Genomic DNA, 21,746 nt, shown 5'->3' with positions numbered 1-21,746 from the left:
AGAAGATCATGGGTTTGTTCGATAAACTGAAATCTCTGGTTTCTGATGATAAGAAAGACACCGGAACTATTGAGATTGTTGCTCCGCTCTCTGGCGAGATCGTCAACATCGAAGACGTGCCGGATGTAGTTTTTGCTGAAAAAATCGTTGGTGATGGCATCGCTATCAAACCAACCGGTAACAAAATGGTTGCTCCTGTTGACGGCACCATCGGCAAAATCTTTGAAACCAACCACGCTTTCTCTATCGAATCCGACAGCGGCATTGAGCTGTTTGTTCACTTCGGTATTGATACCGTTGAACTGAAAGGCGAAGGCTTCAAACGCATCGCTGAAGAAGGTCAGCGCGTGAAAGTGGGCGACCCGGTTATTGAATTCGATCTGCCGCTGCTGGAAGAAAAAGCCAAGTCTACCCTGACTCCGGTTGTTATCTCCAACATGGACGAAATCAAAGAACTGATCAAACTGTCCGGTAGCGTGACCGTGGGTGAAACCCCGGTTATCCGCATCAAGAAGTAATTCTTGCGTAGGCCGGATAAGGCGTTTACGCCGCCATCCGGCAATCAGGCAGTACCTTGCCGGATGGCGCTACGCTTATCCGGCCTACAAAGAATCTCGTATCGTAGGCCGGATAAGCGTAGCGCCATCCGCAATTAAATGTATGCAGTCACCGGGCGATAACACGCCTCGCGCATCAGGATCTTCATCCCTTCCGGCCCGCTCTCCAGCATCCGTCGTTCCGAATCCGCCACTAACAACTCACAGTCGTAACCACCCGCAATGCCGAACATAGCCCGCGCCACGCAGATATCTTCCAGCGCCGCTGTCCCGCAGGTATCAAAGTGTCCAACCATACGCCCATTCTGACGAACCACCAGCCGGTAACTCTTCATCGCGCCTCCCCTGCCGGTGGCAGAATTAATTCATCACAACCGCACTGGTGCGTCCACGTCATCACGTCCAGCACCCGCTGTGCAGCATCGTGCGTCGCGGTCGTCAGCGCTTTCCCCATCACAAGGCCGCTCACCAGCTCGGCACAGAACAGATCGCCAGTCCCCTTCAGATCCGTTTTCACTCGCGGATGAGCTAACACCTCAACCGTTTCAGCCGTCACCACCGCAACATGAATAATCTCTTCCGTATCCCCCGGCGCACTGGTGATCACCACCCATTTGAGGGTGTCGGTGAGCAGTGATTGTGCCGCCGTAATGGCTTCATCAAGCGTACGACACGGCTTTCCGCTCAGCATTTGCAGCTCAAACACATTTGGAGTCAGCCCCTGAGCCAGCGGCAGCAGGTGCTGACGATAAGCCTCCGGAATTTCGGCTTTAACATACATACCGCTATCCGTATCGCCAATCACGGGGTCGACCAAAATGCACAGGTCCGGATGCGTGGTCAGAACGGTTTTCAGCCACTGTGCCAGCAAGACGATTTGTTCCGCGCTGCCCATGTACCCTGTCGTCACCGCCTTTAGCTCGCGCAAGGCATCACGCTCGTTTAAGGCGCGGAGATAACCGCTAAACCAGTCTGCTGGAATAACGCCGCCGTAGAAGGTTTCATAATGCGGGGTATTACTGAACAGCACCGTAGGTACTGCCGTCACGCGTAACCCCTGCGCTTTAATGGCCGGGACGGCGATGCTGTTACCTACGCTGCCATAAACCACCTGTGACTGAACGGCGACGATATCGGTCTGTAACGCCCGATGCGTGTCGTCGAAGAGCACTGACTGGATATCACTCTCCTGCTCCATAAATTTCTCCTCTCGCTGGACAGCGGGTCTACGCCTCACTATTATCGTCATATGCTAAAATTCATTTTGTCATAGGTCAATAATGATCGACGGAAAAACCGCTAACGAAATTTTTGACAGTATCCGTCAACATGTCACTACAGGCACGCTGGCAGTGGGAGAAACGTTACCGCCAGTGCGGGAACTGGCAACGGAATTAAACGTCAACCGCAATACTGTCGCGGCGGCTTACAAACGCCTGGTCACCTCCGGGTTGGCACAGAGCCTGGGACGCAACGGTACGGTGATTAAGGGGATTACTGCCCCCGTAGCACTGGAAGGTGGTAATCCGGATACTCCGCTTATCGATCTTTCCGGCGGTAATCCAGCGCCCTCGCGACTTCCTGACCTGAGTAATTATTTTGCGAAGATAAATAAGAGTCCGCGCTTGTACGGCGATGCCGCTGTGTCACCTGGACTTAAGGCGTGGGCATCAGAATGGATGCAAAATGCAATGCCCGACAAAGGGGAAATTGATATTACCAGCGGTGCCATTGATGCTATCGAACGGCTACTGTGCGCCCATTTGCTGCCTGGTGATAGCGTTGTCGTAGAAGATCCATGCTTTTTAAGCAGCATCAACATGCTGCGCTATGCTGGATTCTCAGCAAACCCGGCCAGCGTTGACCGCGAAGGCATGCTGCCGGACCAGCTGGAACTCGCGCTACAGAAAGGCGCGCGGGCAGTAATTCTGACACCGCGCGCGCATAACCCGACAGGATGCAGCCTGAGCGCCTCACGCGCGGCGCAATTGCAGGAAATTCTGGCCCGCTATCCGCAGACGCTGGTGATTGTCGACGACCACTTTGCGCTGCTATCTGCTTGCCACTGGTATCCGGTGATTGCGAAGGAAACCACGCACTGGGCGGTTGTCCGCTCGATGTCAAAAACGTTAGGACCAGATTTACGCCTGGCCATTGTGGCCAGCGATCCGCTCACTTCAGGGAAGCTACGTTTAAGGCTTAACTCCGGCAGTCAGTGGGTCAGCCATCTGCTGCAGGATTTGGCCTGCGCCTGCCTGAATGACGAGACTTACCAACACACGCTGGCGCAAACTCAGCAATTTTACGCCGCCCAGCAGCAAAAGTTGACGGCAGCTCTGCGGCGACATGGCATTGAGTTGCCCGTTGGTGACGGTCTGAATATGTGGCTACCGCTGGAAGATAACAGCCAGGCGATCGCTTTTGCGCTGGCAAAGTCCGGCTGGCTGGTACGCGAAGGCGAAGTGTTTGGCGTCAATACGCCAGCCCACGGCCTGCGCATTACGCTGTCAACATTATCAGACAGCGACATTGATAAGCTGGCGACTGATATCCATCAGGCGCTAAAGCGCTAACAGGAGAGAAAAAGTGCGAGTTCATTTTGTTATTCATGAGTCTTTTGAATCTGCTGGCGCGTATCTGCCGTGGGCTGAATCACGCGGCTATACCATCACCTGGTCGCACGTTTACGCCGGGGAAGCGGTCCCTGCGAACGCGGATGGCTTCGATATGTTGGTGGTGTTTGGCGGTCCGCAGTCCCCCCGGACCACGCTGGCAGAGTGCCCGTACTTTGATTCTCAGGCTGAGCAGCATCTGATCAATCAGGCGATTGCGGCACGTAAAATTGTGGTGGGGATCTGCCTGGGTTCACAGTTAATCGGCGAAGCGCTGGGTGCGAAGGTGTGCCAGAGTCCGGAAAAAGAGATTGGTCACTACCCGATCACCTTGACCGAAGCAGGCCAACAGCATCCGTTGTTCAGCCATTTTGGTTCACCGCTTACCGTCGGTCACTGGCACAACGATATGCCTGGATTAACCGACCAGGCGACAATTCTCGCCACAAGCGAGGGCTGCCCGCGACAAATCGTACAATACGGTAATTTCGTCTATGGTTTTCAGTGCCATATGGAATTTACAGCTGATGCTATAGAAGGGCTTATTCAACACTCCGAACAAGAACTGGCGGAAGCTAAAGGCAAGCGCTTCATCCGCTCCGTTGAAGAGATGCGCGCATGGGATTATCAGCAGATGAATGAGAAGCTGTGGCAATTCCTTGATAAGCTTGTGGAAAAACGTAACGATTGATTATGGCAGGCCGGATAAGACGCTTTTCGTCGTCATCCGGCGATCGTGCCGTACGTTTGCCTGATGCCGCTATGCTTATCAGGCCTACAAACTAAATCCCTGATCCCTGGTTAAAGTGCTCTTCGCCAAACACGCCGGTTGAAAGGTAGCGATCGCCGCGATCGCAGATGATCGCCACCACCACCGCTCCCGGATTTTGTTCGGCCACGCGAATCGCTCCGGCTACTGCGCCGCCGGAACTGACGCCGCAGAACACACCCTCTTTCACCGCCAGCGCGCGCATGGTGTTTTCCGCATCGTTCTGATGAATATCCAATACCTCATCCACCAGCGAGGCGTTAAAAATGCCCGGCATATATTCCGCAGGCCAGCGGCGAATTCCCGGAATACTACTGCCCTCTTCCGGCTGCAGGCCAACGATGGTAACCGCTTTTTCTTGCTCACGCAGAAAACGCGACACACCGGTAATGGTGCCTGTTGTTCCCATACTGGAGACAAAGTGGGTAATACGACCTGACGTCTGCTGCCAGATTTCCGGTCCTGTGGTGGTGTAATGCGCGTATGGGTTATCCGGATTATTAAATTGGTCGAGAAGTTTACCTTCTCCGCGCTGCGCCATTTCAAGAGCTAAGTCACGCGCGCCTTCCATCCCCTGCTCTTTGGTCACCAGAACCAGTTCAGCCCCGTAAGCACGCATCGCCGCTCGGCGCTCCTGGCTCATGTTGTCTGGCATCAGCAGCTTCATGCGGTAGCCCTTCAGCGCGGCGATCATTGCCAGAGCAATTCCGGTATTACCGCTGGTAGCCTCGATCAGCACATCACCAGGCTTAATTTCTCCACGTTTTTCCGCTTCGACAATCATCGACAGCGCAGCCCGGTCTTTCACCGAACCCGCGGGATTATTCCCTTCCAGCTTGACCCAAATTTCACTGCCGTTATCCGGCGCCAGACGTTGTAGTTTCACCAGAGGCGTATTGCCAATTGTTTGTTCTAATGTGTTCACGTTTTGAGCTCGTAAAAAAGCCCGGGGGCGCAGCGCTTACCGGGCGATAAACATACTTTTTAACCTATCAGGCAGATTCCGCCAGAGCAAGTTCCTCTTCACGCGTTTCAATACGCTGGTCACCGTTATACAGACGCGCATTTTGCAGCCCGACAAACAGCCGCTCGCCGCGGCTTGGGGAATCATCGCCTTGCATGATGACCGTCAGCGGTTCGTTATACCACCCCAGCGGTTGCACAACTAATTGGGTGTAGTGTCCTTTCGGGCTGGCTTCCAGTACCTGTACCGGCAACGGCGAATCCAGGCTGGTACGACGGCTGACGTCCACTTCCCACGGACGCAGAAACAGATCCACCGGTCCCTGATAACCAGGCGTATAACCCAGCGGCCAGCGGTGTGCGCCCACGTGGAATTGTCCACCGCGAATCGTCCCCTGCAGGCGGTTAACTTCCCCCATAAACTCCAGCACAAAACGGGTAGCCGGTTCGCGCCAGACTTGATCCGGCGCATCAGCCTGCTCGATATGACCCTGACTCATCACCACCACGCGATCGGCAACTTCCGTCGCTTCTTCCTGGTCGTGGGTAACAAACACGCTGGTGAACTTCAGCTCTTCATGCAGCTGACGCAGCCAACGACGCAGCTCTTTACGCACCTGCGCATCGAGCGCGCCAAACGGCTCATCGAGCAGCAGGATCTGCGGCTCTACCGCCAGCGCACGCGCCAACGCCACACGCTGCTTTTGCCCACCAGAAAGCTGCGCTGGGAAGCGGTCCGCCAGATGAGCCAATTGAACCATCTCCAGCAGTTTGGTGACTTTTGCTTTGATGGCCGCCGCATTTGGACGCTCACGCCGTGGCAGGACCGTCAGACCAAACGCGATATTGTCGAAAACGGTCATATGACGAAACAGCGCATAGTGCTGGAATACGAATCCCACTTTACGGTCGCGAGCATGCAAACGACTGACGTCGGTGCCGTGAAAACGGATATGCCCGCTGGACTGATGCTCCAACCCGGCAATAATGCGCAGCAGCGTGGTTTTGCCCGAGCCGGATGGCCCCAGCAGCGCGACCATCTGACCTGAAGGAATATCCAGCGAGATATCGTTCAGCACCTGGGTGCGACCAAAAGACTTCTTAATATTGGCAATCTCAATGCTCATGATTTTCCTCCTGCTGCGCGCGTTTCTCCTGGTTCTCCAGACGCCATTGCAACATGCTCTTCAAAAACAGGGTAATAATCGCCATCAGCGTTAATAGCGCCGCGGCGGTAAAAGAGCCGACCGTGTTGTAGTCCTGCTCCAGTAATTCAATTTGTAGCGGTAGCGATAGGGTTTCGCCGCGAATCGAGCCGGATACCACCGACACCGCGCCAAACTCGCCAATCGCACGGGCGTTGGTCAACACCACGCCGTACAGCAGCGCCCAACGAATATTCGGCAGCGTAACGCGGCGGAACATCTGCCAGCCGGACGCGCCCAGCAACACAGCCGCTTCATCTTCATTACTGCCCTGGCTTAACATCACCGGCACCAACTCGCGCACCACAAACGGACAGGTCACGAATACCGTCACCAGCACCATCCCCGGCCAGGCAAACATAATTTGCAGATTATGCTCATCCAGCCATCCACCCAGCGGACCGTTAGAGCCGTAAAACAGCAGATACACCAGGCCGGCAACCACCGGCGAGACGGCAAACGGAATATCCAGTAACGTCAGCAGAAGTTGGCGTCCTGGGAAGTTAAAACGGGTCACCAGCCAGGCCAGCAACACACCAAACACCAGGTTCACCGGCACCGCAATCAGCGCAATCAGCACCGTCAGCCAGATGGCATGCAGCATGTCCGGGTCTGCCAGGTTCTGTAATACCGGCATTAATCCCTTGCTGAACGCCTGCACGAAGATGTAAATCATCGGCACCAGCAAAATAAACGCGGAGACCAGCATGCCCGTGCCGATCAGAAACCATTTCCCCCAGTTGATGCGGGGTGCGCCATAGCGTTTCAATTGGGTAATGTCTGCCATCAGTGACCTACCACACGTCGACCAAAGCGACTTTGCAGGGTGTTAATTGAAAACAGCAGCAACAACGAAGCCCCGAGGATCACAGAAGCAATCGCGCTGGCGGCCGGGTAGTCAAACTCCTGCAAGCGAACAAAAATCATCAGCGAGGTTACTTCCGTTTTCCATGCGATGTTCCCAGCGATAAAGATAACCGCGCCAAACTCACCGAGGCTTCGGGTAAACGAAAGCGCAACGCCCGCCACCAGCGCGGGGGACAGCTCCGGCAGCACCACTTTACGGAAACTCTGCCAGCGCGTAGCACCGAGCGTTTCTGCGGCTTCTTCATATTCGGGACCTAATTCTTCCAGCACCGGCTGGACGGTACGCACCACAAACGGAATGCTGGTAAACGCCATCGCCACCGCGATACCAAGCCAGGTGTAGGTCACCTTGATATCCAGCTTCGCCAGCCACTCGCCGTAGAAGCCATTAACCGAAAACAGCGACGCCAGCGTCAGACCCGCCACCGCTGTAGGCAGCGCAAACGGCAGATCCATCAGTGCATCCAACAGCGTACGGCCAGGAAAGCGATAGCGGGTTAAGATCCACGCCATCAGCAAACCGAACACGCCGTTAAAAATCGACGCGACAAACGCCGACAGCAGCGTCACTTTATAAGCCGCCACCACCTGCGGATTGGTAATCACATCCCAGTATTGCGCCCAGCTCATTTGCGCCAGTTGCATCACCAGCGCGCTCAGCGGCAGCAGCAATATCAGGCAGACAAACAGTAGGCTGGTGCCCAGGCTCAAAGTGAAGCCGGGCAGCACGCGTCGGGAAGAAACAGCAAACATTTACTTACGCCCCGCCGCCAGCAGTTTGTCCAGCTCTCCACCGCTGACAAAGTGTGTTTTCATCACTTCAGGCCACGAACCAAACTTATCTTCCACACGGAACAATTCGGTCTGCGGGAATTTATCTTGCTGTTTGTCCATCACCTGCGGGTTATTCACGCGGTAGTAGAAATCGGTAATAATGGTTTGCGCCTGTGGGCTGTACAGCCAGGTCAGGTACGCTTTAGCTGCTTTTTCAGTACCGTTGGCTTGCACATTTTTATCTACCCAGGCTACCGGGAATTCAGCGAGAATATTGGTTTTCGGGATAACCACTTCAAAACCCTGCGCTTCATACTGTTTACGAATGTTGTTCACTTCTGATTCGAAGCTGATCAGCACATCGCCCAGACCGCGCTCTGCAAAGGTGGTGGTAGCACCGCGACCGCCGGTATCAAACACTTCGACGTTTTTCAGAAACTGGGTCATGAACTGTTCGGTTTTGGTTTTATCACCACCGTCAGCTTTATCCGCAGCACCCCACGCCGCCAGATAGGTATAGCGCGCGTTACCGGAGGTTTTTGGGTTCGGGAAAATCAGTTTCACATCAGAACGCACAAGGTCATTCCAGTCATGAATGTTTTTCGGATTCCCCTTACGCACCAGGAAACCCATAGTGGAATAGAACGGCGAGCTGTTATTCGGCAGACGGCTTTGCCAGTCGGCGGGGATCAGTTTGCCTTTGTCATGCAGGATCTGCACGTCGGTGACCTGGTTATAGGTCACCACATCGGCTTTCAGCCCCTGCAGAATCGCCAGAGCCTGTTTTGATGACCCGGCATGAGATTGTTTAATCGTCAGTTTGTCACCGCCGTTATCCTTCGCCCATTGCTGTTCAAACGGCGGATTAAGGGCGGCAAAAAGCTCACGGGAAACATCGTATGAACTGTTCAGCAGTTCCGTTGCCTGCGCCTGCCCCACCAGCAACAGCATGGCTGCCAGCGTCAGTGTTCTTTTTTTCAGTAAGTTAACGGCCATTGCGCACCCTTATAAATTTAATGACTTTCTTATGGTCATCATATTTATAACCAGTGCTAAAGGAGTAACGGTTTTATATACCGTTTGATGATTTGAAAGTTGAAAAGAGAATAAGAGAATCCCTCCCCACATCGAGTGAGGAGGAGACCGGCATCAATCAGACGCCGACGCTAACGCTTTCTGGCAGGGTGCTACCGCCATCAATCACGTTTTGCGTGCCAGTTAAGTAACTGGACTCATCCGACGCCAGGAACGCCGCCAGTTCACCGACCTCAAGCGGACAGGCCAGACGACGCATCGGGATCGCTTTCGCCATTTCGACTAATACGGATTCAGGATCTTCCGGGTTAGATTGACGCGCAATGCTTTCCGCCATCGGCGTACGAACGTAGCCTGGGCAGATGGCATTAACGCGAATGCCTGACTGCGCATATTCTACCGCCAGGGATTTGGTCAAACCGATGATTGCGGCTTTCGACAGTGCGTAGGCCGTTTCGCCCGGGTCGGCAACCATATCGCCGGTCACCGATGACATCATCACGATGCGCCCATCTTTGCGCGCAATCATCTCCGGCAGAACGGCTTTCGTCACATTCCAGACGCCTTTAATGTTGATATCAATGTGAAAATCGCGATCTTCATCGCTCATATCAAGGAAGTTGCCGAGGCGGCATACGCCGGCATTGTTCACCAGAATATCGATTTTGCCTTCAATCTGCTTCGCGCGCATCACCGCTTCCTTGACCGACGCAAAATCTCTGACGTCAGCGTGAACGGCTGTGCAACGGTGCCCTCGCCCAGCCAACTCATCCGCCAGTTTTTCAATCTCATCGGAGATATCCAGCAGAATTAAGTTCGCACCATGGCGGGCAAACGTTCTGGCGATACCCTCGCCAATACCCTGAGATGCGCCCGTAATCAATGCTGTTTTGCCCGTGAGTTTTCCCATTTCAATATTCTCCTTTTGAATATGAAGCCTTCGCTTCATTCACGCAGAAGATACAGCAATAACAAATTAGTGCTGAGGAATAGCTCACTAAATCAGGTTAATCTCAGGTAAAAAAAATCCCCGACGATGCGGGGATGTCTATTTCGTGGCCGATAACAGGATCAGATCGCCATTACAGCGCCATTAAACGGTCCAGCGACGGTGCAAAGTAATAGCCGCCGGTTACCGGTTTGGTGAAGCGCAGCATTGCATCACGCTTACCGTCGGTGTCACCAAACATGCTCAGCAACTGTTGTTCAATGTTGTGCAGACGGGCGCAGTAGGCGCAGAAATAGAGACCATGCGTGCCGCTGGCAGTGCCGTATGGCAGGCTCTGGCGCACAATTTTCAGCCCTTTACCGTCTTCTTTGAGGTCAACACGGCTCAGGTGAGAGGTGACCGGACGGTCATCACCGTCGATCTCTTCGTTGGCTTCCTTGGTGCGGCCAATCATCATTTCCTGGTCATGGATGCTCATGCGATTAAGCTGCTTCAGGTTATGTTCCCAACGCTGCACAAACACATAGCTGCCACCGGCATCCACACCATCTTTGATAACGGCGACTTCACGGCGCGTTTCTTCGCCTGCCGGGTTTTCCGTACCGTCAACAAAGCCGCTGAGATCGCGCTCTTCGACCCAACGGAAACCGTGGATTTCTTCTTTGACTTCAATACAGTCGCCAAATGCTTCCATTGCCGCCTGCGCAACGGAGAAATTCACGTCATGACGCAAAGAGAGAATATGGATCAACACGTCATATTGGGTTGCTGGTGCCAGACCTTTACCATAAGGGATAAAGTCTTTTAACTCTTCAGCACCGACGCCGCCGCTCAATGCACGCCAGGTGTTGTTGCCAAAAGCGACAACCGCGCCCAGATGCGCATCCGGGAACTTAGCTTCAAAGGTCGCCAGCTTATCGGCGAAGGTTTTGCTGGCCGCACGCAGGGCCACAACGTCGCCTTTAACATTGGCTTCAATCCAAATCGCCGCACGGCAATGTTCTGGCAAAATGCCACTCTGAACCTGAGACATTGTTCCTCCTGAAAAAAAGATGCCACGACATCGTGGCATTGATGGGCGCTATTCTACCTGTTTTTTTAACAAGCCGATTTGTTCAGACGCAAATTAACGCCGCCAGATAATTTTGCTTACTTTCCACGCTTTCAGCGTGTCGTCAGACGGCATTATATCCTCAGGCCCGCTCCATTCACCGGAAAAAATATAGCTAATATGTTGACTTCCTTCAGCTTTACACTCAACGCCCGCGCTGTCATCGCCGGTTGCCTTTTGGCAATTACCGAAAGCTTTAGTGTAAAGGTCGCTAAACGGTGTACCGATTTCGACACCCGCGACTGACGAAATATCGTGGTCTAACACATCAATACGACTAATGGTTCCCTGGCTGCCATTGATGACTATCGCCAGCTTGTCGTCTTTCATCGCTTCATAGAAGCGCACCACATTTCCGTTATCAGTCTTCATCCCGCTACGCAGGCGGTAATCACCGTCCAGCGCATCAGCAATGGCTTTTTCATCCAGCGGTGTCGCGCCCGTTAACGCTCCGACGCCCTGCTCTGTGACCTGCGTTGAAGAACCAAACCAGTTCCACGGATTGGCGGCAGACCAGTTCACCGAGGACAACGTTGAACACCCGGCCAGTAGCAGCGGCATCGCGCATAAAGTCAAACGCAGTGATTTCATTTCACTTCCTTCCTTATTTATCAACGTTGCTTGGAGTCCGGTTTCCCCAAAAAGTGCCGTTATTCTTTCTCAAGGGAAAAACAGGCGCGCAGACGTTGATTGGTTAACAGCCAGATCAATGCGACGATATCCGCCACCAGCAGCGCCAGCCCGACACCGTTGAGCGGATCGCCTGCCAGCCACATCACCGGCTGCCAGCACAGCAGCACCAGTTGAGCGAGAATCAATAATCCGCGCAGCCAGCGCCAGATTCCCGGAAACGCAAAGCGTCTCCCGCTGAGTAAAAACGCCAACACGGCGGGAACGCCGGGGAGCAAACCCAGCCAGAATGCGTCATGATCGGGATAAAACAGATTCAGCAACGTGTTGCCCTGCTCACGAGAAGAACCGGCAATCACAAACAAAACCCAGGTGCGTGCCTGTAACAACAGCACGCACCAGAAGAGAAAAGGCAGGCGCAGACGCCCATGACCGTCATAGTCGGCCGGATGAAACTCAGTACTCTTCATCTTCAATCAAACGCTTGCCCAGATTGAGTACATCCGCATGTTCATAGCCCAGACGTTCATACATGCCCTGAACAACATCGTTATCGTCACGCACCATGATTTGAATCTTCGGGCAACCGCGGGCAATGAGCTTTTTCTCCAACCGGTTGAGTAGCGCATTGGCGATACCGCGACCGCGAAACTCAGGATGCACGCCCAGGTAATAGGCGGAACCACGATGCCCGTCGTATCCGCCCATCACCGTACCGACCACCTCACCGTTCACTTCAGCGACGAGGAACAAGCTGACGTCATGATTGACTTTACGTTCGATGTCCATTTCAGGGTCGTTCCATGGACGCAGCAAATCACAACGCTCCCAGAGGGTGATCACCTCTTCGAAATCTTCCTGGCGAAAAACGCGTATTTCCATGGTATTGGTTACCTTTTCAGGACGTTAAAAAGCGATTATGGCGCGAACGGCTGATTTAGCCAATATCTGACGCGAAGCGGCGGAAAAAATGGCATAATACGGAATTGTCACGTATTGAAATGAAAAGTAAAACAATTCTTATCTCGATCCGTCGCAACGGACTACGCGATACGATATAACGTTTAGAACCTTTTTTTTACAACTCAGGCCGTATGAGCACTTTTAAACCACTAAAAACACTCACATCGCGCCGCCAGGTGCTGAAAGCCGGGCTGGCCGCCCTGACGCTGTCAGGCATGTCGCAAGCCATCGCTAAAGAAGAAGCGCTAAAGACCAGTAATGGACACAGCAAACCGAAAGCGAAAAAATCAGGCGCTAAGCGTGTTGTTGTTCTTGATCCGGGGCACGGCGGGATTGATACCGGCGCAATTGGTCGCAACGGATCGAAAGAAAAGCACGTGGTGCTGGCGATTGCCAAAAACGTGCGCTCAATCCTACGCAACCAGGGGATTGATGCACGCCTGACCCGCTCCGGCGATACGTTTATTCCGCTCTACGATCGCGTCGAGATCGCCCACAAACATGGCGCAGATCTTTTCATGTCGATCCACGCCGACGGTTTTACCAATCCGAGCGCTGCGGGTGCTTCGGTCTTTGCCTTATCCAATCGCGGTGCCAGTAGCGCCATGGCGAAATATCTGTCCGATCGTGAAAACCGGGCCGATGAAGTCGCCGGGAAGAAGGCCACCGACAAAGATCATTTGTTGCAGCAGGTGCTGTTCGATCTGGTGCAAACTGACACCATTAAAAACAGCCTGACGTTAGGCTCGCATATTCTTAAGAAGATCAAGCCGGTACACCGTCTGCACAGTCGCAGCACGGAACAAGCCGCCTTCGTGGTGCTAAAATCACCTTCGATTCCGTCGGTCCTGGTCGAAACCTCGTTCATCACCAACCCGGAAGAAGAACGATTACTGGGGACGGCTGCGTTTCGTCAGAAAATCGCCACCGCTATCGCCAATGGCATCATCAGCTATTTCCACTGGTTTGATAACCAGAAAGCACACTCGAAGAAACGTTAACCATGAAGCCCGATGTACAACGCGTAAAACAGTTCCTGCTCAACTTGCAGGATGAGATTTGTCAGCAGTTATCCACCATAGACGGCACCGAATTTGTTGAGGATAACTGGCAACGCGAAGCGGGCGGCGGCGGGCGCAGTCGAGTGTTGCGTAACGGCGGTATTTTCGAGCAAGCAGGCGTCAACTTCTCTCATGTCCATGGAGATGCAATGCCGGCCTCGGCTACTGCGCATCGCCCGGAGCTTGCCGGGCGTAGCTTTGAAGCGATGGGCGTCTCGTTGGTGGTGCATCCGCAGAATCCTTACATTCCGACCAGCCATGCCAACGTACGTTTTTTTATCGCGGAGAAACCGGGCGCCGACCCGGTGTGGTGGTTTGGCGGCGGCTTTGACTTAACGCCCTACTACGGCTTTGATGAGGATGCAGTTCACTGGCACCGCACGGCGCGGGATCTATGCCAGCCGTTCGGCGATGACGTTTATCCCCGTTACAAAAAGTGGTGCGATGACTACTTCTTCCTCAAGCACCGTAACGAGCAGCGCGGCATTGGCGGGCTGTTCTTCGATGATTTGAATACGCCAGATTTCGACCACTGCTTCGCCTTTATGCAGGCTGTTGGAAAGGGTTATACCGAGGCGTATTTGCCCATCGTCGAGCGCCGCAAAGCAATGAGCTGGGGCGAGCGTGAACGCAATTTTCAGCTTTATCGTCGCGGACGCTATGTGGAATTTAACCTGGTGTGGGATCGCGGCACATTATTCGGTTTGCAAACCGGCGGGCGCACGGAATCGATTCTGATGTCGATGCCGCCGCTGGTACGCTGGGAGTATGACTGGCAGCCAGAAGCGAACAGCCCGGAAGCCGCCCTTAGCGAGTTTATTCAGGTCCGCGACTGGGTGTAATGGCCTGATAGCGACACAATTCGTAGGCCGGATAAGACGCAAGGCGTCGCCATCCGGCAGCGCAGCCAGCACAATTGCCTGATGGCGGCTAACGCCTTATCAGGCCTACTCAAGCTATACCATCACGCCCACTGGCGCATACGCTGATGCAGCGTCAACGAAGGTTTCTCCGCAAACAGTTGCTGGTAGTCGGTAGCAAACTGCCCTAAATGCCAGAATCCCCACTGCATGGCGGCGTCTTTCACCGTCGCACTCTGCGACCACGGGCTTATCAACTCACGGCGCACGGCGTTCAGGCGAATACGTTTCAACCAGGCATTCGGGCCAATACCGAGGATCGCGTGAAAGGCGTTTTGCAACGTCCGGCGGCTAACGTGCAGTTGATTGCATAAGTCGAGCACGGTCAGCGGCTCTGACATATTTTCCAGCACATATTCGCGCGCACGCGACAGCAAGCGACGATAGCTCTGATGGCTGATGCTCTCCGCAGTCATAATCGGCTGCGCTTCTTCCAGCATAGTCCCCATCGCCAGCAGCAGGTTATCGCCCAACACTTTGCGTACCGCAGGTTGGCGAAGGTTTTCCGGGTTTTCGCTAAACGTCGCCAGCGCCTGCTGCACAAAGCCCCACAGCGCGGCTTTGTGTTGTTCTTTCACTTCCAGCGCCGACTGGTTGCGCAGCATATGCAACACCCTTTCCGGGTTATGCAGGAAGTTGGCCTGACGGGCAATGGCCTCTTCAGAAATGACGACACCCAAAATGGTGTAGTCATCCGGCGTACTTAGTTCAAACTCCGTCCCGCCTGGGCGGGTGGCAATTTCAGCGTTACCCAAACACTGGGTACCAATAAATCCCTGCTCGCCGCGCGTGGCCGGAATGCCAAACCAAAATGAGTTTGGCCAGACAAGGCATGACTGACGCAGCGCCAGTCCGGTGTATTCACGGAACACCTGAATATCATCGAGCAGGATTTCCGTGAACTCGCCTTGAAATTTTCCCGGATGCAGCTGGTCGTAGATCTGCTGCCAGGCTGTAATCGTCAGCGCGTGCTCATACACATCCGTTGTTCGCCGTTGGTGAACGTTGTCCACTTCCACTTTCGGCGTCAATTTAACGTCTTCGGGTAATACTTCATGATAAAGATGGTGCAAGTTTGCAGTACGGTTCTTTTTCATGATCTTTTAAGCCGGAAGCTTCAACGAAGCCCCCGGCCCTCCGACAGGTTAATTTTTTAAGCGATAGCGACTACTGCGTTTACGCAACGCTCCGTCAGAAAAGAGCTGTTCCAGCGCATTTCTGGCTTCATCAAGTGACCAGCCAAAGTGGGCAGCCACTTCCCCTGCCGTCATTCCTTGACGGACCGATGTTAACAGCGCCAGCAATTCATCAGAGGATTCAGATGACACAGGTGCTTCCTGCGTCTTCTCTGGGGCCACATCTGACTTCACTTCAGGCTTCTGCTCTGGTTTCTTCGGTTCTGGTTTCTTCGGCTGGCGTTTAAAACCGCCGATCAGCCACTGGGTGTCATCGTCCGGCCGGCCTATTTCCTTACGGCTGATAACACGGCCTGTACGCGCTGCAGCTGCACTGCCAGCATCCAGCGCTGCTCGGCATGCCGCCAGATCGCCTTCCACCACCAGCGTCAGCCGACCAGGATCGAGCACTTCGTGGCTAAGCAGGCGCACATTCGCGGCTTTCAGCATGGCATCGGCCGCGTCCACGGCAGCCACCATGCCATCCACTTCCAGTAATCCCAGTGCATTGATCATCACTACCTCTCTTACGCGCGCTGGATTGGATTACGGGCAATATCCAGAACGGCATCGGCAAAGGCGTTACATGCGGCTTTACAAGCGGCCTGGCTACCGGTCAAAAACGCTGCTGAATAGTTGGTTTCTGACGGCGGTGGTACATAGGTTACCAGTTGTACATCGGCAGATTTCAGCGCGGCATCAATACCAAATGTCGCTTCCAGCGGCGGTGCTACCAGATACGCCATCGGATCGCCCAGTCGGCATCCCGCGGTCGCGGAAAGATACGAACCGGTACGCGAAACCACATGCGCCAGGAAGGCGGTATCTTCTGCGTCATTCGCCCACTGGAATGCCGCACCGCTTTCAATATTGGCCACCATCGCGTCCAGACCCGCGCGAACTTCGGCCGGGTTTGGTCCACCGAGCATAATCAGCACTTCGCCCGAGGTTGGAGAGGGACTGTGCGCCGCACCGGCATACAGCGAGCGGCCATAAACCACTTCCACCATCGCCTGTTTTGTCGCTTCATCTGCGGCAATATACGCCACGTCATCAGAGTCTGCTGTGATGAGTCCGAGGCTACGTATATGTGGCGGTAATTTAAGTTCGCGGGCAAAACCGTCATTTACCGAGGCAATCACACGCATCGCGGTGACTGAAGGTCTAATCAAATCTAATGCTGGCATGATGCCTCCTTAACGGGTCATATTGATGCCGGATGCTTTTTGCTCCAGCATGCGCTTGGCCAAATCCACAATCACCGCCGCCGCTTCAACCGGTGGCGTACCGCCCTGGTGAATGTTCGAGATGCAGGTACGGTCAGCCTCAACGGTGGTTGCCACACGCGGCGAATAGACGGCGTAGCAAGAAAGACTTTCCGACTGGCCGAGGCCCGGACGTTCACCAACCAGCAGGATCACCGCTTTTGCACCCAGCAGTTCGCCGATCTGATCTTCAATTTTCACGCGCCCATAGCGAACAAAGAACGGCGTCCCGACCTTCAATCCGGCCTGTTTTAAACCCGACAACAGCGGCGGCAGGATCTCTTCGTAGTTGGCGGTGATGGCGTCAGTAGACAGGCCATCAGAAATAATCACCTGCACATCCGGATTCATTACACACTGTGATTTCAGTGCTTCAATGGCTTCCGCACTCAGACGACGTCCCATGTCCGGGCGCGTCAGATACAGGTTTTTGTCGCTGATTTCCGAGCGCACTTCCAGTAGTCCCTGGGCTTTTACCCACTCTTCCGGCACTTCTTTCAATACCGTATCTTTCGAACGCGAGTGGTCAGCAAGGAAGCGCAGCAGCGCCTGGGTACGCGGACGTGGACCGGCACGACCGGTACATACACGCGCAGCGGTGCTACGGCGCAGTTCGGTCAATACCTCTGCACGATGCGGATTCTCAACGCCAATCCACGCTTTCGCTTCAGCTGAACCTAAGTCCATCGCACAGCTTTCACCGGTCGGCGCGGCGCACTGCGTAGTGCTACATTTCACTTCCGCTGATGGCGCTTGAACCTGCGGCTCTCCCATTGACGCCATTACGCTGCGTACAATTTCTTCAATCTGTTTTTGATCCATCGTGTGTCATCCCCGCGTCATCAGAAGAACAGTGACGGATCGCCCGCCCGTTTGGTCAGGCGACCGTTTGCCATAATGCCCATGGTTTCCAGCCAGCGTTCAAACTCCGGCGACGGGCGCAGGTTCAGCAACTGGCGCACGGTCGCGGTGTCGTGGAAGGCGGTGGTCTGGTAGTTGAGCATGATGTCGTCACCGAGCGGCATGCCCATGATGTAGTTGCAGCCAGCGGTGGCGAGCAGAATCATCAGGTTTTCGTTGAGGTTCTGGTCAGCATCAGCATGGTTGGTGTAGCAGCAGTCGCAGCCCATTGAGATGCCGCTCAGCTTGCCCATGAAGTGATCTTCTAAGCCCGCGCGAATAATCTGACGATCGTTGTAGAGATATTCCGGCCCGATAAAGCCCACCACGGTGTTCACCAGGAACGGATCGTAGTGACGCGCCAGCCCGTAGTTACGCGCTTCCATCGTCACCTGATCGGCACCAAAGTTAGCGCCAGCGGAGAGCGCAGACCCTTGCCCGGTTTCAAAGTACAGGCAGTTTTCCCCGGCGATACGGTTGAACTCAGCACCCACTGCACGCGCTTCATCCAGCATGGCCAGCTCAACGCCAAACTCTTTTAAGCCTTTTTCGCTACCGCAGATACTTTGGAAAATCAGCCCGCCCGGCGCACCGCGACGAATTGCTTCAATCTGGGTGGTGACGTGCGCCAGTACGCAGCCCTGGGTCGGAATATTGAACTTGTCGATAACGCCATACACGGTATCGAGCACGCGGCTTAAGTTTTCCACGTCATCTGTGACCGGGTTGACACCGATCACCGCATCGCCCGCTCCGAAGGACAGTCCTTCATAGATTTGCGCCGCAATACTCTGTACATCGTCACGGGTATCGTTCGGCTGCAAACGGCAGCTAAAGGTGCCCGGTAAACCGATGGTGGTGTTCGCCTTTTTGATCACCGGCATTTTCTTACCGCCGTAGATCAGGTCCGCGTTAGAGCAGATTTTTGCTACCGCAGCGACCACTTCCGACGTTAACCCTTTACGCGTAAACGCAATATCATCAACAGAGGTTTCATCGCTCAGCACGTACTCGCGCAGCTCGCTGATACTCCAGTTTTTGATGCGGTTATAGGCCGTTTCGTTGACGTCATCCTGAATCAGACGCGTCACGCAGTCCTCTTCATAGGAAATCACCGGGTTATTACGGATATCCGCTACCGTCATTTCCGACAGCACCTGCTTGGCCGCCACGCGTTCCTGCGAACTGGTTGCAGCGACACCTGCCAGCACATCCCCCGAACGCAGTTCGTTGGCTTTTGCCAGCACCTCTTTAACATCCTTAAACTGATAAACATTGCCGAACAATGTGGTCTTTAGTTTCATAAGTCGTTCCCTCAGGAAGGAAATGCGAGTGATTTCACCGTCACCGGCACAACCGATCCGCCAAAAAGAGGCGTACCAATGTCGATATAGTCCCCCGCCCGGACAACCACCTCATCGATGACCGCCAGCGGGTGTTGCTGTAACTGTGGGCGTAACAGCATGCCCAGGGCCTTACCAAAATCCTGCTCGGCTACCACCAGCAGGGGATGCGGATTCGGATAGCGCGCGACAAAGGCCAGCAGCGCATCAATCACCGTTAACAGCGCGGCGTAGCGCACCGGCAGAGAACCGGGCAGCGCCAGCACGTAGGCGTCCGTTTGCGGGTCCAGATCGAGCTGCATTAGCGCCTGTTGCCAGGCGGCCACCAGATCAGCCTCATCAACCGGAATCGCCACTGGCAGATTGCGCAGCGGAAGCGCCACACCCTCCAGCCAGATAGTGCTGCCCGAAAGCGACAGCGTATGCGCACCGGCGCCAATCACCGTGGCGCGCACGGTTTGCGCCGGGAACTGCACGTTCATCTCACGCAGGCGCGGATGTTCATGCAGCGCCGTCGCTAACAGCGGCCCAATGTCGGAAAAACAGAACGGATCGGCAGGTTGGTTGCGGTAGCATTCGCCCACCCCGCCGGACAACGTAATCACTTCCGGCTTCACGCCCGCCGGTAACAGAGCGGTTTGCATCAGCGCCTGTGCCAGCGGTGAAAGCGTGCCGTCAATCACCTCCACAATCAGCGCCGCCATCCGTCGGGCCACCTGAACAAGCTGCGCCGCATTGAGGGTTCGGGCATCAGTGCCTGGACCAAATACGTCATCCACAATCATTTGTCCCGGCTGATGCGCATGCACCACGCGCCCCTGACCGTCCGTTTCCAGTAACCGTCCGCCGACATTCAGACAGGCCGATCCGCTGACTTTTCCGGCATCGAACAGAACGTAGTTCGACGTACCGCCGCCGATGTCGATATTCAGTACGCGGCACAACTTCTGCTCGGAAAGGGTTTGTGCCCCCGCACCGTGACCAGCAATCACCGATTCCAGATGCGGACCGGCGCTGGCAACCACGAAATCCCCCAGCGACTGGGAGAGCGCCATCACCGCCGGGCGCGCGTTGCGCGTTTTGGCACTTTCCCCGGTAATGATGATCGCGCCGGAATCAACGGTCTCTGGCGCAATCCCCGCCGCCTGATACTGGGCGAGGATCAGTGCTTTCAGTTCGGCCTCTTTCAACCCGCCCTGCTTATCAACGGGGGTAAAGAACACCGGGCTTTGCCAGCTAATTTCGCGTTTGATGAATTCGTAGCGCGGCACCTGCGACACTGCCGCACGGTTAACCAGCTCAAGGCGCGAGAAGATCACCTGAGTGGTGGTGGTGCCGATATCGATACCGACGCTGAGTAGCTGGCGAGTATTCACGATTGCGCCTCCGGATTGGTTTCTGCTGGTGCCGGAACATCTTCGTCTTTCGGTACTAACAGCATAGCCACGCCAATCGCCGTCACGCCGCCGATCAACTTGCCGACAATCATCGGGAAGATCATGGCGTTCATGTTGGCAGCGGCGAAACCTAAGTGGTCACCCAGAGCGAAGGCCGCGGAAACCGCAAAGGCGCAGTTGATCACTTTGCCGCGGGTATCCATGTTTTTCATCATGCCGAACATTGGGATGTTGTTGGCAAGCGTTGCCACCATACCCGCAGCCGCAATGTTATTGACTTTTAACAGGTTGCCGACGCTCATCAGCGGTTTTTCAAACCAGCGGGTCAGCAGCAGCACCATCGGGTAGGCCCCCAGCAGCACACAGGAGATAGAACCGATAACTTCGATGGCGCGCATCACTTCACCCGGCTTGTCGCCTGGCGCCATGAAAATAGGATCAAGACCTGGGATCAGCTCCCAGCCGAGCAGGAACTTGATGACTGCCGCAGCCAGACCGAGGGTGATCAGCGCTACCAGGAACTTGGCGAAGATCTGGAAGCCGTTTATCATTTTTTCCGGGATGAATTTCAGTCCTAGCGCCACCAGCACGGCTACGATCAACACCGGGATCATGTTCATCAGGATCAACGCAAAGGTGAACTCCACCGGCTGACCGTTGATTTCCACGCCGGAGTACATCGCGACCAGACCACCCGCAATACAGCCAATCGGAATGGTGACAATACCGGCCAGCACGCCCAGCGCCAGATAACGACGGTCAGACGGTTCAATAATTCCCAGCGCAACCGGAATGGAGAACACCAGCGTCGGCCCCATCATCGCGCCGAGAATCAGGCCAGAGTACAACCATGCCGCCACGTCGCCGCCCGCCAGTTCTTTCGCCAGGAAGAAGCCGCCCATATCGCACGCCAGCAGCGTTCCGGCAAACATCGACGGGTTCGCGCCCAGCATTTCATACAGCGGAATAATTACCGGCCCGAGCACATGCGCCAGTACTGGCGCCAGCGCGGTCATACCGACCATCGCCAGACCCAGCGCGCCCATTGCCATAAAGCCTTCTTCAAACTGACCGCCCGATCCCTCAATACTCTTACCGAACTTACCGAGGAAGCGCGCCGAACCGCCGAACTGCGACAGGATCCTGTCCACGGCGGCAATCAGCATAAAGAACATCATGATGTACATGATGATTTCGTTAATTCCCATAGCCCCTACTCCCTGTCATTTGTGATTTGTAGGCCGGATAAG

At 54.7% G+C, this 21,746-nt stretch carries 24 protein-coding genes; 5 read left to right on the top strand and 19 right to left on the bottom strand.

Going from position 1 to position 21,746, the window contains the following annotated elements:
- Nucleotides 1–8 precede the first annotated feature (8 nt).
- The gene (gene crr / locus GUC46_RS06915) at nt 9–518 is read left to right on the top strand and encodes a PTS glucose transporter subunit IIA (protein WP_000522253.1); all 510 of its coding nucleotides are present in this window, start codon (nt 9–11) and stop codon (nt 516–518) included.
- Between the two features lie 134 nt (nt 519–652).
- On the opposite strand, the gene GUC46_RS06910 is transcribed toward crr, so the two are convergent.
- Nucleotides 653–892 carry a cytoplasmic protein gene (locus GUC46_RS06910; protein WP_130714466.1) on the bottom strand — a complete coding sequence of 80 codons (240 nt, stop codon included), beginning with the start codon at nt 890–892 and terminating at the stop codon, nt 653–655.
- Complete coding sequence (pdxK, locus tag GUC46_RS06905; RefSeq protein WP_160179964.1) at nt 889–1,755, bottom strand: pyridoxine/pyridoxal/pyridoxamine kinase; 867 nt, start codon at nt 1,753–1,755, stop codon at nt 889–891. Before pdxK ends, GUC46_RS06910 begins: the two co-directional genes overlap by 4 nt.
- Nucleotides 1,756–1,837: 82 nt before the next feature.
- On the opposite strand from pdxK, the gene ptsJ reads away from it, so the two are divergent.
- On the top strand, nt 1,838–3,130 hold the full coding sequence (ptsJ, locus tag GUC46_RS06900) for a transcriptional regulator PtsJ (RefSeq protein WP_149912075.1): 1,293 nt from the start codon (nt 1,838–1,840) through the stop codon (nt 3,128–3,130).
- Between the two features lie 13 nt (nt 3,131–3,143).
- A complete protein-coding gene (locus tag GUC46_RS06895) occupies nt 3,144–3,860 on the top strand; it encodes a GMP synthase (RefSeq protein ID WP_003838553.1) in 717 nt (238 codons plus the stop codon).
- 91 nt (nt 3,861–3,951) lie between these two features.
- Here GUC46_RS06895 and cysM read toward each other — a convergent pair whose 3' ends face one another.
- The 10 genes from cysM to GUC46_RS06845 all read right to left on the bottom strand — a co-directional run bounded on the left by cysM (nt 3,952) and on the right by GUC46_RS06845 (nt 12,354).
- The gene (cysM, locus tag GUC46_RS06890) at nt 3,952–4,863 is read right to left on the bottom strand and encodes a cysteine synthase CysM (RefSeq protein WP_003838552.1); all 912 of its coding nucleotides are present in this window, start codon (nt 4,861–4,863) and stop codon (nt 3,952–3,954) included.
- A 67-nt stretch (nt 4,864–4,930) separates the two neighbouring features.
- The gene (gene cysA, locus GUC46_RS06885; RefSeq protein ID WP_003847288.1) at nt 4,931–6,028 is read right to left on the bottom strand and encodes a sulfate/thiosulfate ABC transporter ATP-binding protein CysA; all 1,098 of its coding nucleotides are present in this window, start codon (nt 6,026–6,028) and stop codon (nt 4,931–4,933) included.
- Complete coding sequence (gene cysW, locus GUC46_RS06880) at nt 6,018–6,893, bottom strand: sulfate/thiosulfate ABC transporter permease CysW (protein WP_003038064.1); 876 nt, start codon at nt 6,891–6,893, stop codon at nt 6,018–6,020. The genes cysA and cysW overlap by 11 nt, the downstream gene beginning before the upstream one ends.
- Complete coding sequence (cysT, locus tag GUC46_RS06875; RefSeq protein ID WP_003038061.1) at nt 6,893–7,726, bottom strand: sulfate/thiosulfate ABC transporter permease CysT; 834 nt, start codon at nt 7,724–7,726, stop codon at nt 6,893–6,895. The genes cysW and cysT overlap by 1 nt, the downstream gene beginning before the upstream one ends.
- Nucleotides 7,727–8,743, bottom strand: coding sequence for a thiosulfate/sulfate ABC transporter substrate-binding protein CysP (cysP, locus tag GUC46_RS06870; protein ID WP_003038059.1), 1,017 nt, complete (start codon nt 8,741–8,743; stop codon nt 7,727–7,729).
- A gap of 157 nt (nt 8,744–8,900) precedes the next feature.
- On the bottom strand, nt 8,901–9,692 hold the full coding sequence (ucpA, locus tag GUC46_RS06865; protein WP_003038057.1) for an SDR family oxidoreductase UcpA: 792 nt from the start codon (nt 9,690–9,692) through the stop codon (nt 8,901–8,903).
- A 172-nt stretch (nt 9,693–9,864) separates the two neighbouring features.
- Nucleotides 9,865–10,764, bottom strand: a complete 900-nt coding sequence (gene yfeX / locus GUC46_RS06860) for a porphyrinogen peroxidase (protein WP_160179962.1) — start codon at nt 10,762–10,764, stop codon at nt 9,865–9,867.
- A 93-nt stretch (nt 10,765–10,857) separates the two neighbouring features.
- Nucleotides 10,858–11,433, bottom strand: coding sequence for an RpoE-regulated lipoprotein (locus GUC46_RS06855; protein WP_016150735.1), 576 nt, complete (start codon nt 11,431–11,433; stop codon nt 10,858–10,860).
- A gap of 59 nt (nt 11,434–11,492) precedes the next feature.
- Nucleotides 11,493–11,942 (bottom strand): DUF2919 domain-containing protein, encoded by a 450-nt coding sequence (locus tag GUC46_RS06850; protein WP_003847269.1) that lies wholly within the window; start codon nt 11,940–11,942, stop codon nt 11,493–11,495.
- The gene (locus GUC46_RS06845; protein ID WP_003038048.1) at nt 11,929–12,354 is read right to left on the bottom strand and encodes a GNAT family acetyltransferase; all 426 of its coding nucleotides are present in this window, start codon (nt 12,352–12,354) and stop codon (nt 11,929–11,931) included. Before GUC46_RS06845 ends, GUC46_RS06850 begins: the two co-directional genes overlap by 14 nt.
- Before the next feature lie 212 nt (nt 12,355–12,566).
- Here GUC46_RS06845 and amiA point away from each other — a divergent pair, with 212 nt between their 5' ends.
- Together amiA and hemF are read left to right on the top strand one after the other, a co-directional pair.
- The gene (gene amiA / locus GUC46_RS06840; protein WP_003038046.1) at nt 12,567–13,436 is read left to right on the top strand and encodes an N-acetylmuramoyl-L-alanine amidase AmiA; all 870 of its coding nucleotides are present in this window, start codon (nt 12,567–12,569) and stop codon (nt 13,434–13,436) included.
- Nucleotides 13,437–13,438: 2 nt separating this feature from the next.
- Nucleotides 13,439–14,338 (top strand): oxygen-dependent coproporphyrinogen oxidase, encoded by a 900-nt coding sequence (hemF, locus tag GUC46_RS06835; protein WP_130714462.1) that lies wholly within the window; start codon nt 13,439–13,441, stop codon nt 14,336–14,338.
- A 122-nt stretch (nt 14,339–14,460) separates the two neighbouring features.
- On the opposite strand, the gene eutR is transcribed toward hemF, so the two are convergent.
- Genes eutR through eutH form a run of 7 tightly spaced genes read right to left on the bottom strand, consistent with a single transcriptional unit; the run spans nt 14,461 to nt 21,704 of the window.
- Nucleotides 14,461–15,513: an HTH-type transcriptional regulator EutR gene (gene eutR, locus GUC46_RS06830; protein WP_160179960.1), complete on the bottom strand. Its 1,053-nt coding sequence runs from the start codon at nt 15,511–15,513 to the stop codon at nt 14,461–14,463.
- Between the two features lie 48 nt (nt 15,514–15,561).
- On the bottom strand, nt 15,562–16,107 hold the full coding sequence (locus GUC46_RS06825; protein WP_003838538.1) for an ethanolamine utilization microcompartment protein EutK: 546 nt from the start codon (nt 16,105–16,107) through the stop codon (nt 15,562–15,564).
- 11 nt (nt 16,108–16,118) lie between these two features.
- Complete coding sequence (eutL, locus tag GUC46_RS06820) at nt 16,119–16,778, bottom strand: ethanolamine utilization microcompartment protein EutL (protein WP_003838537.1); 660 nt, start codon at nt 16,776–16,778, stop codon at nt 16,119–16,121.
- A gap of 9 nt (nt 16,779–16,787) precedes the next feature.
- Nucleotides 16,788–17,678, bottom strand: coding sequence for an ethanolamine ammonia-lyase subunit EutC (eutC, locus tag GUC46_RS06815; RefSeq protein WP_003038033.1), 891 nt, complete (start codon nt 17,676–17,678; stop codon nt 16,788–16,790).
- A gap of 20 nt (nt 17,679–17,698) precedes the next feature.
- Nucleotides 17,699–19,060 carry an ethanolamine ammonia-lyase subunit alpha gene (eutB, locus tag GUC46_RS06810; RefSeq protein ID WP_003038029.1) on the bottom strand — a complete coding sequence of 454 codons (1,362 nt, stop codon included), beginning with the start codon at nt 19,058–19,060 and terminating at the stop codon, nt 17,699–17,701.
- 11 nt (nt 19,061–19,071) lie between these two features.
- Nucleotides 19,072–20,475: an ethanolamine ammonia-lyase reactivating factor EutA gene (eutA, locus tag GUC46_RS06805; protein WP_088903197.1), complete on the bottom strand. Its 1,404-nt coding sequence runs from the start codon at nt 20,473–20,475 to the stop codon at nt 19,072–19,074.
- Nucleotides 20,472–21,704 (bottom strand): ethanolamine utilization protein EutH, encoded by a 1,233-nt coding sequence (gene eutH, locus GUC46_RS06800; RefSeq protein ID WP_003038023.1) that lies wholly within the window; start codon nt 21,702–21,704, stop codon nt 20,472–20,474. Before eutH ends, eutA begins: the two co-directional genes overlap by 4 nt.
- Between the last annotated feature and the right edge of the window lie 42 nt (nt 21,705–21,746).

The sequence above is a fragment of the Citrobacter sp. LUTT5 genome, assembly GCF_009905315.1.
Taxonomy (GTDB): Bacteria; Pseudomonadota; Gammaproteobacteria; order Enterobacterales; family Enterobacteriaceae; genus Citrobacter; species Citrobacter freundii.
The sequence above is the reverse complement of the archived record's forward strand: the minus strand, read 5'-3'. Positions and strand labels throughout refer to the sequence as shown.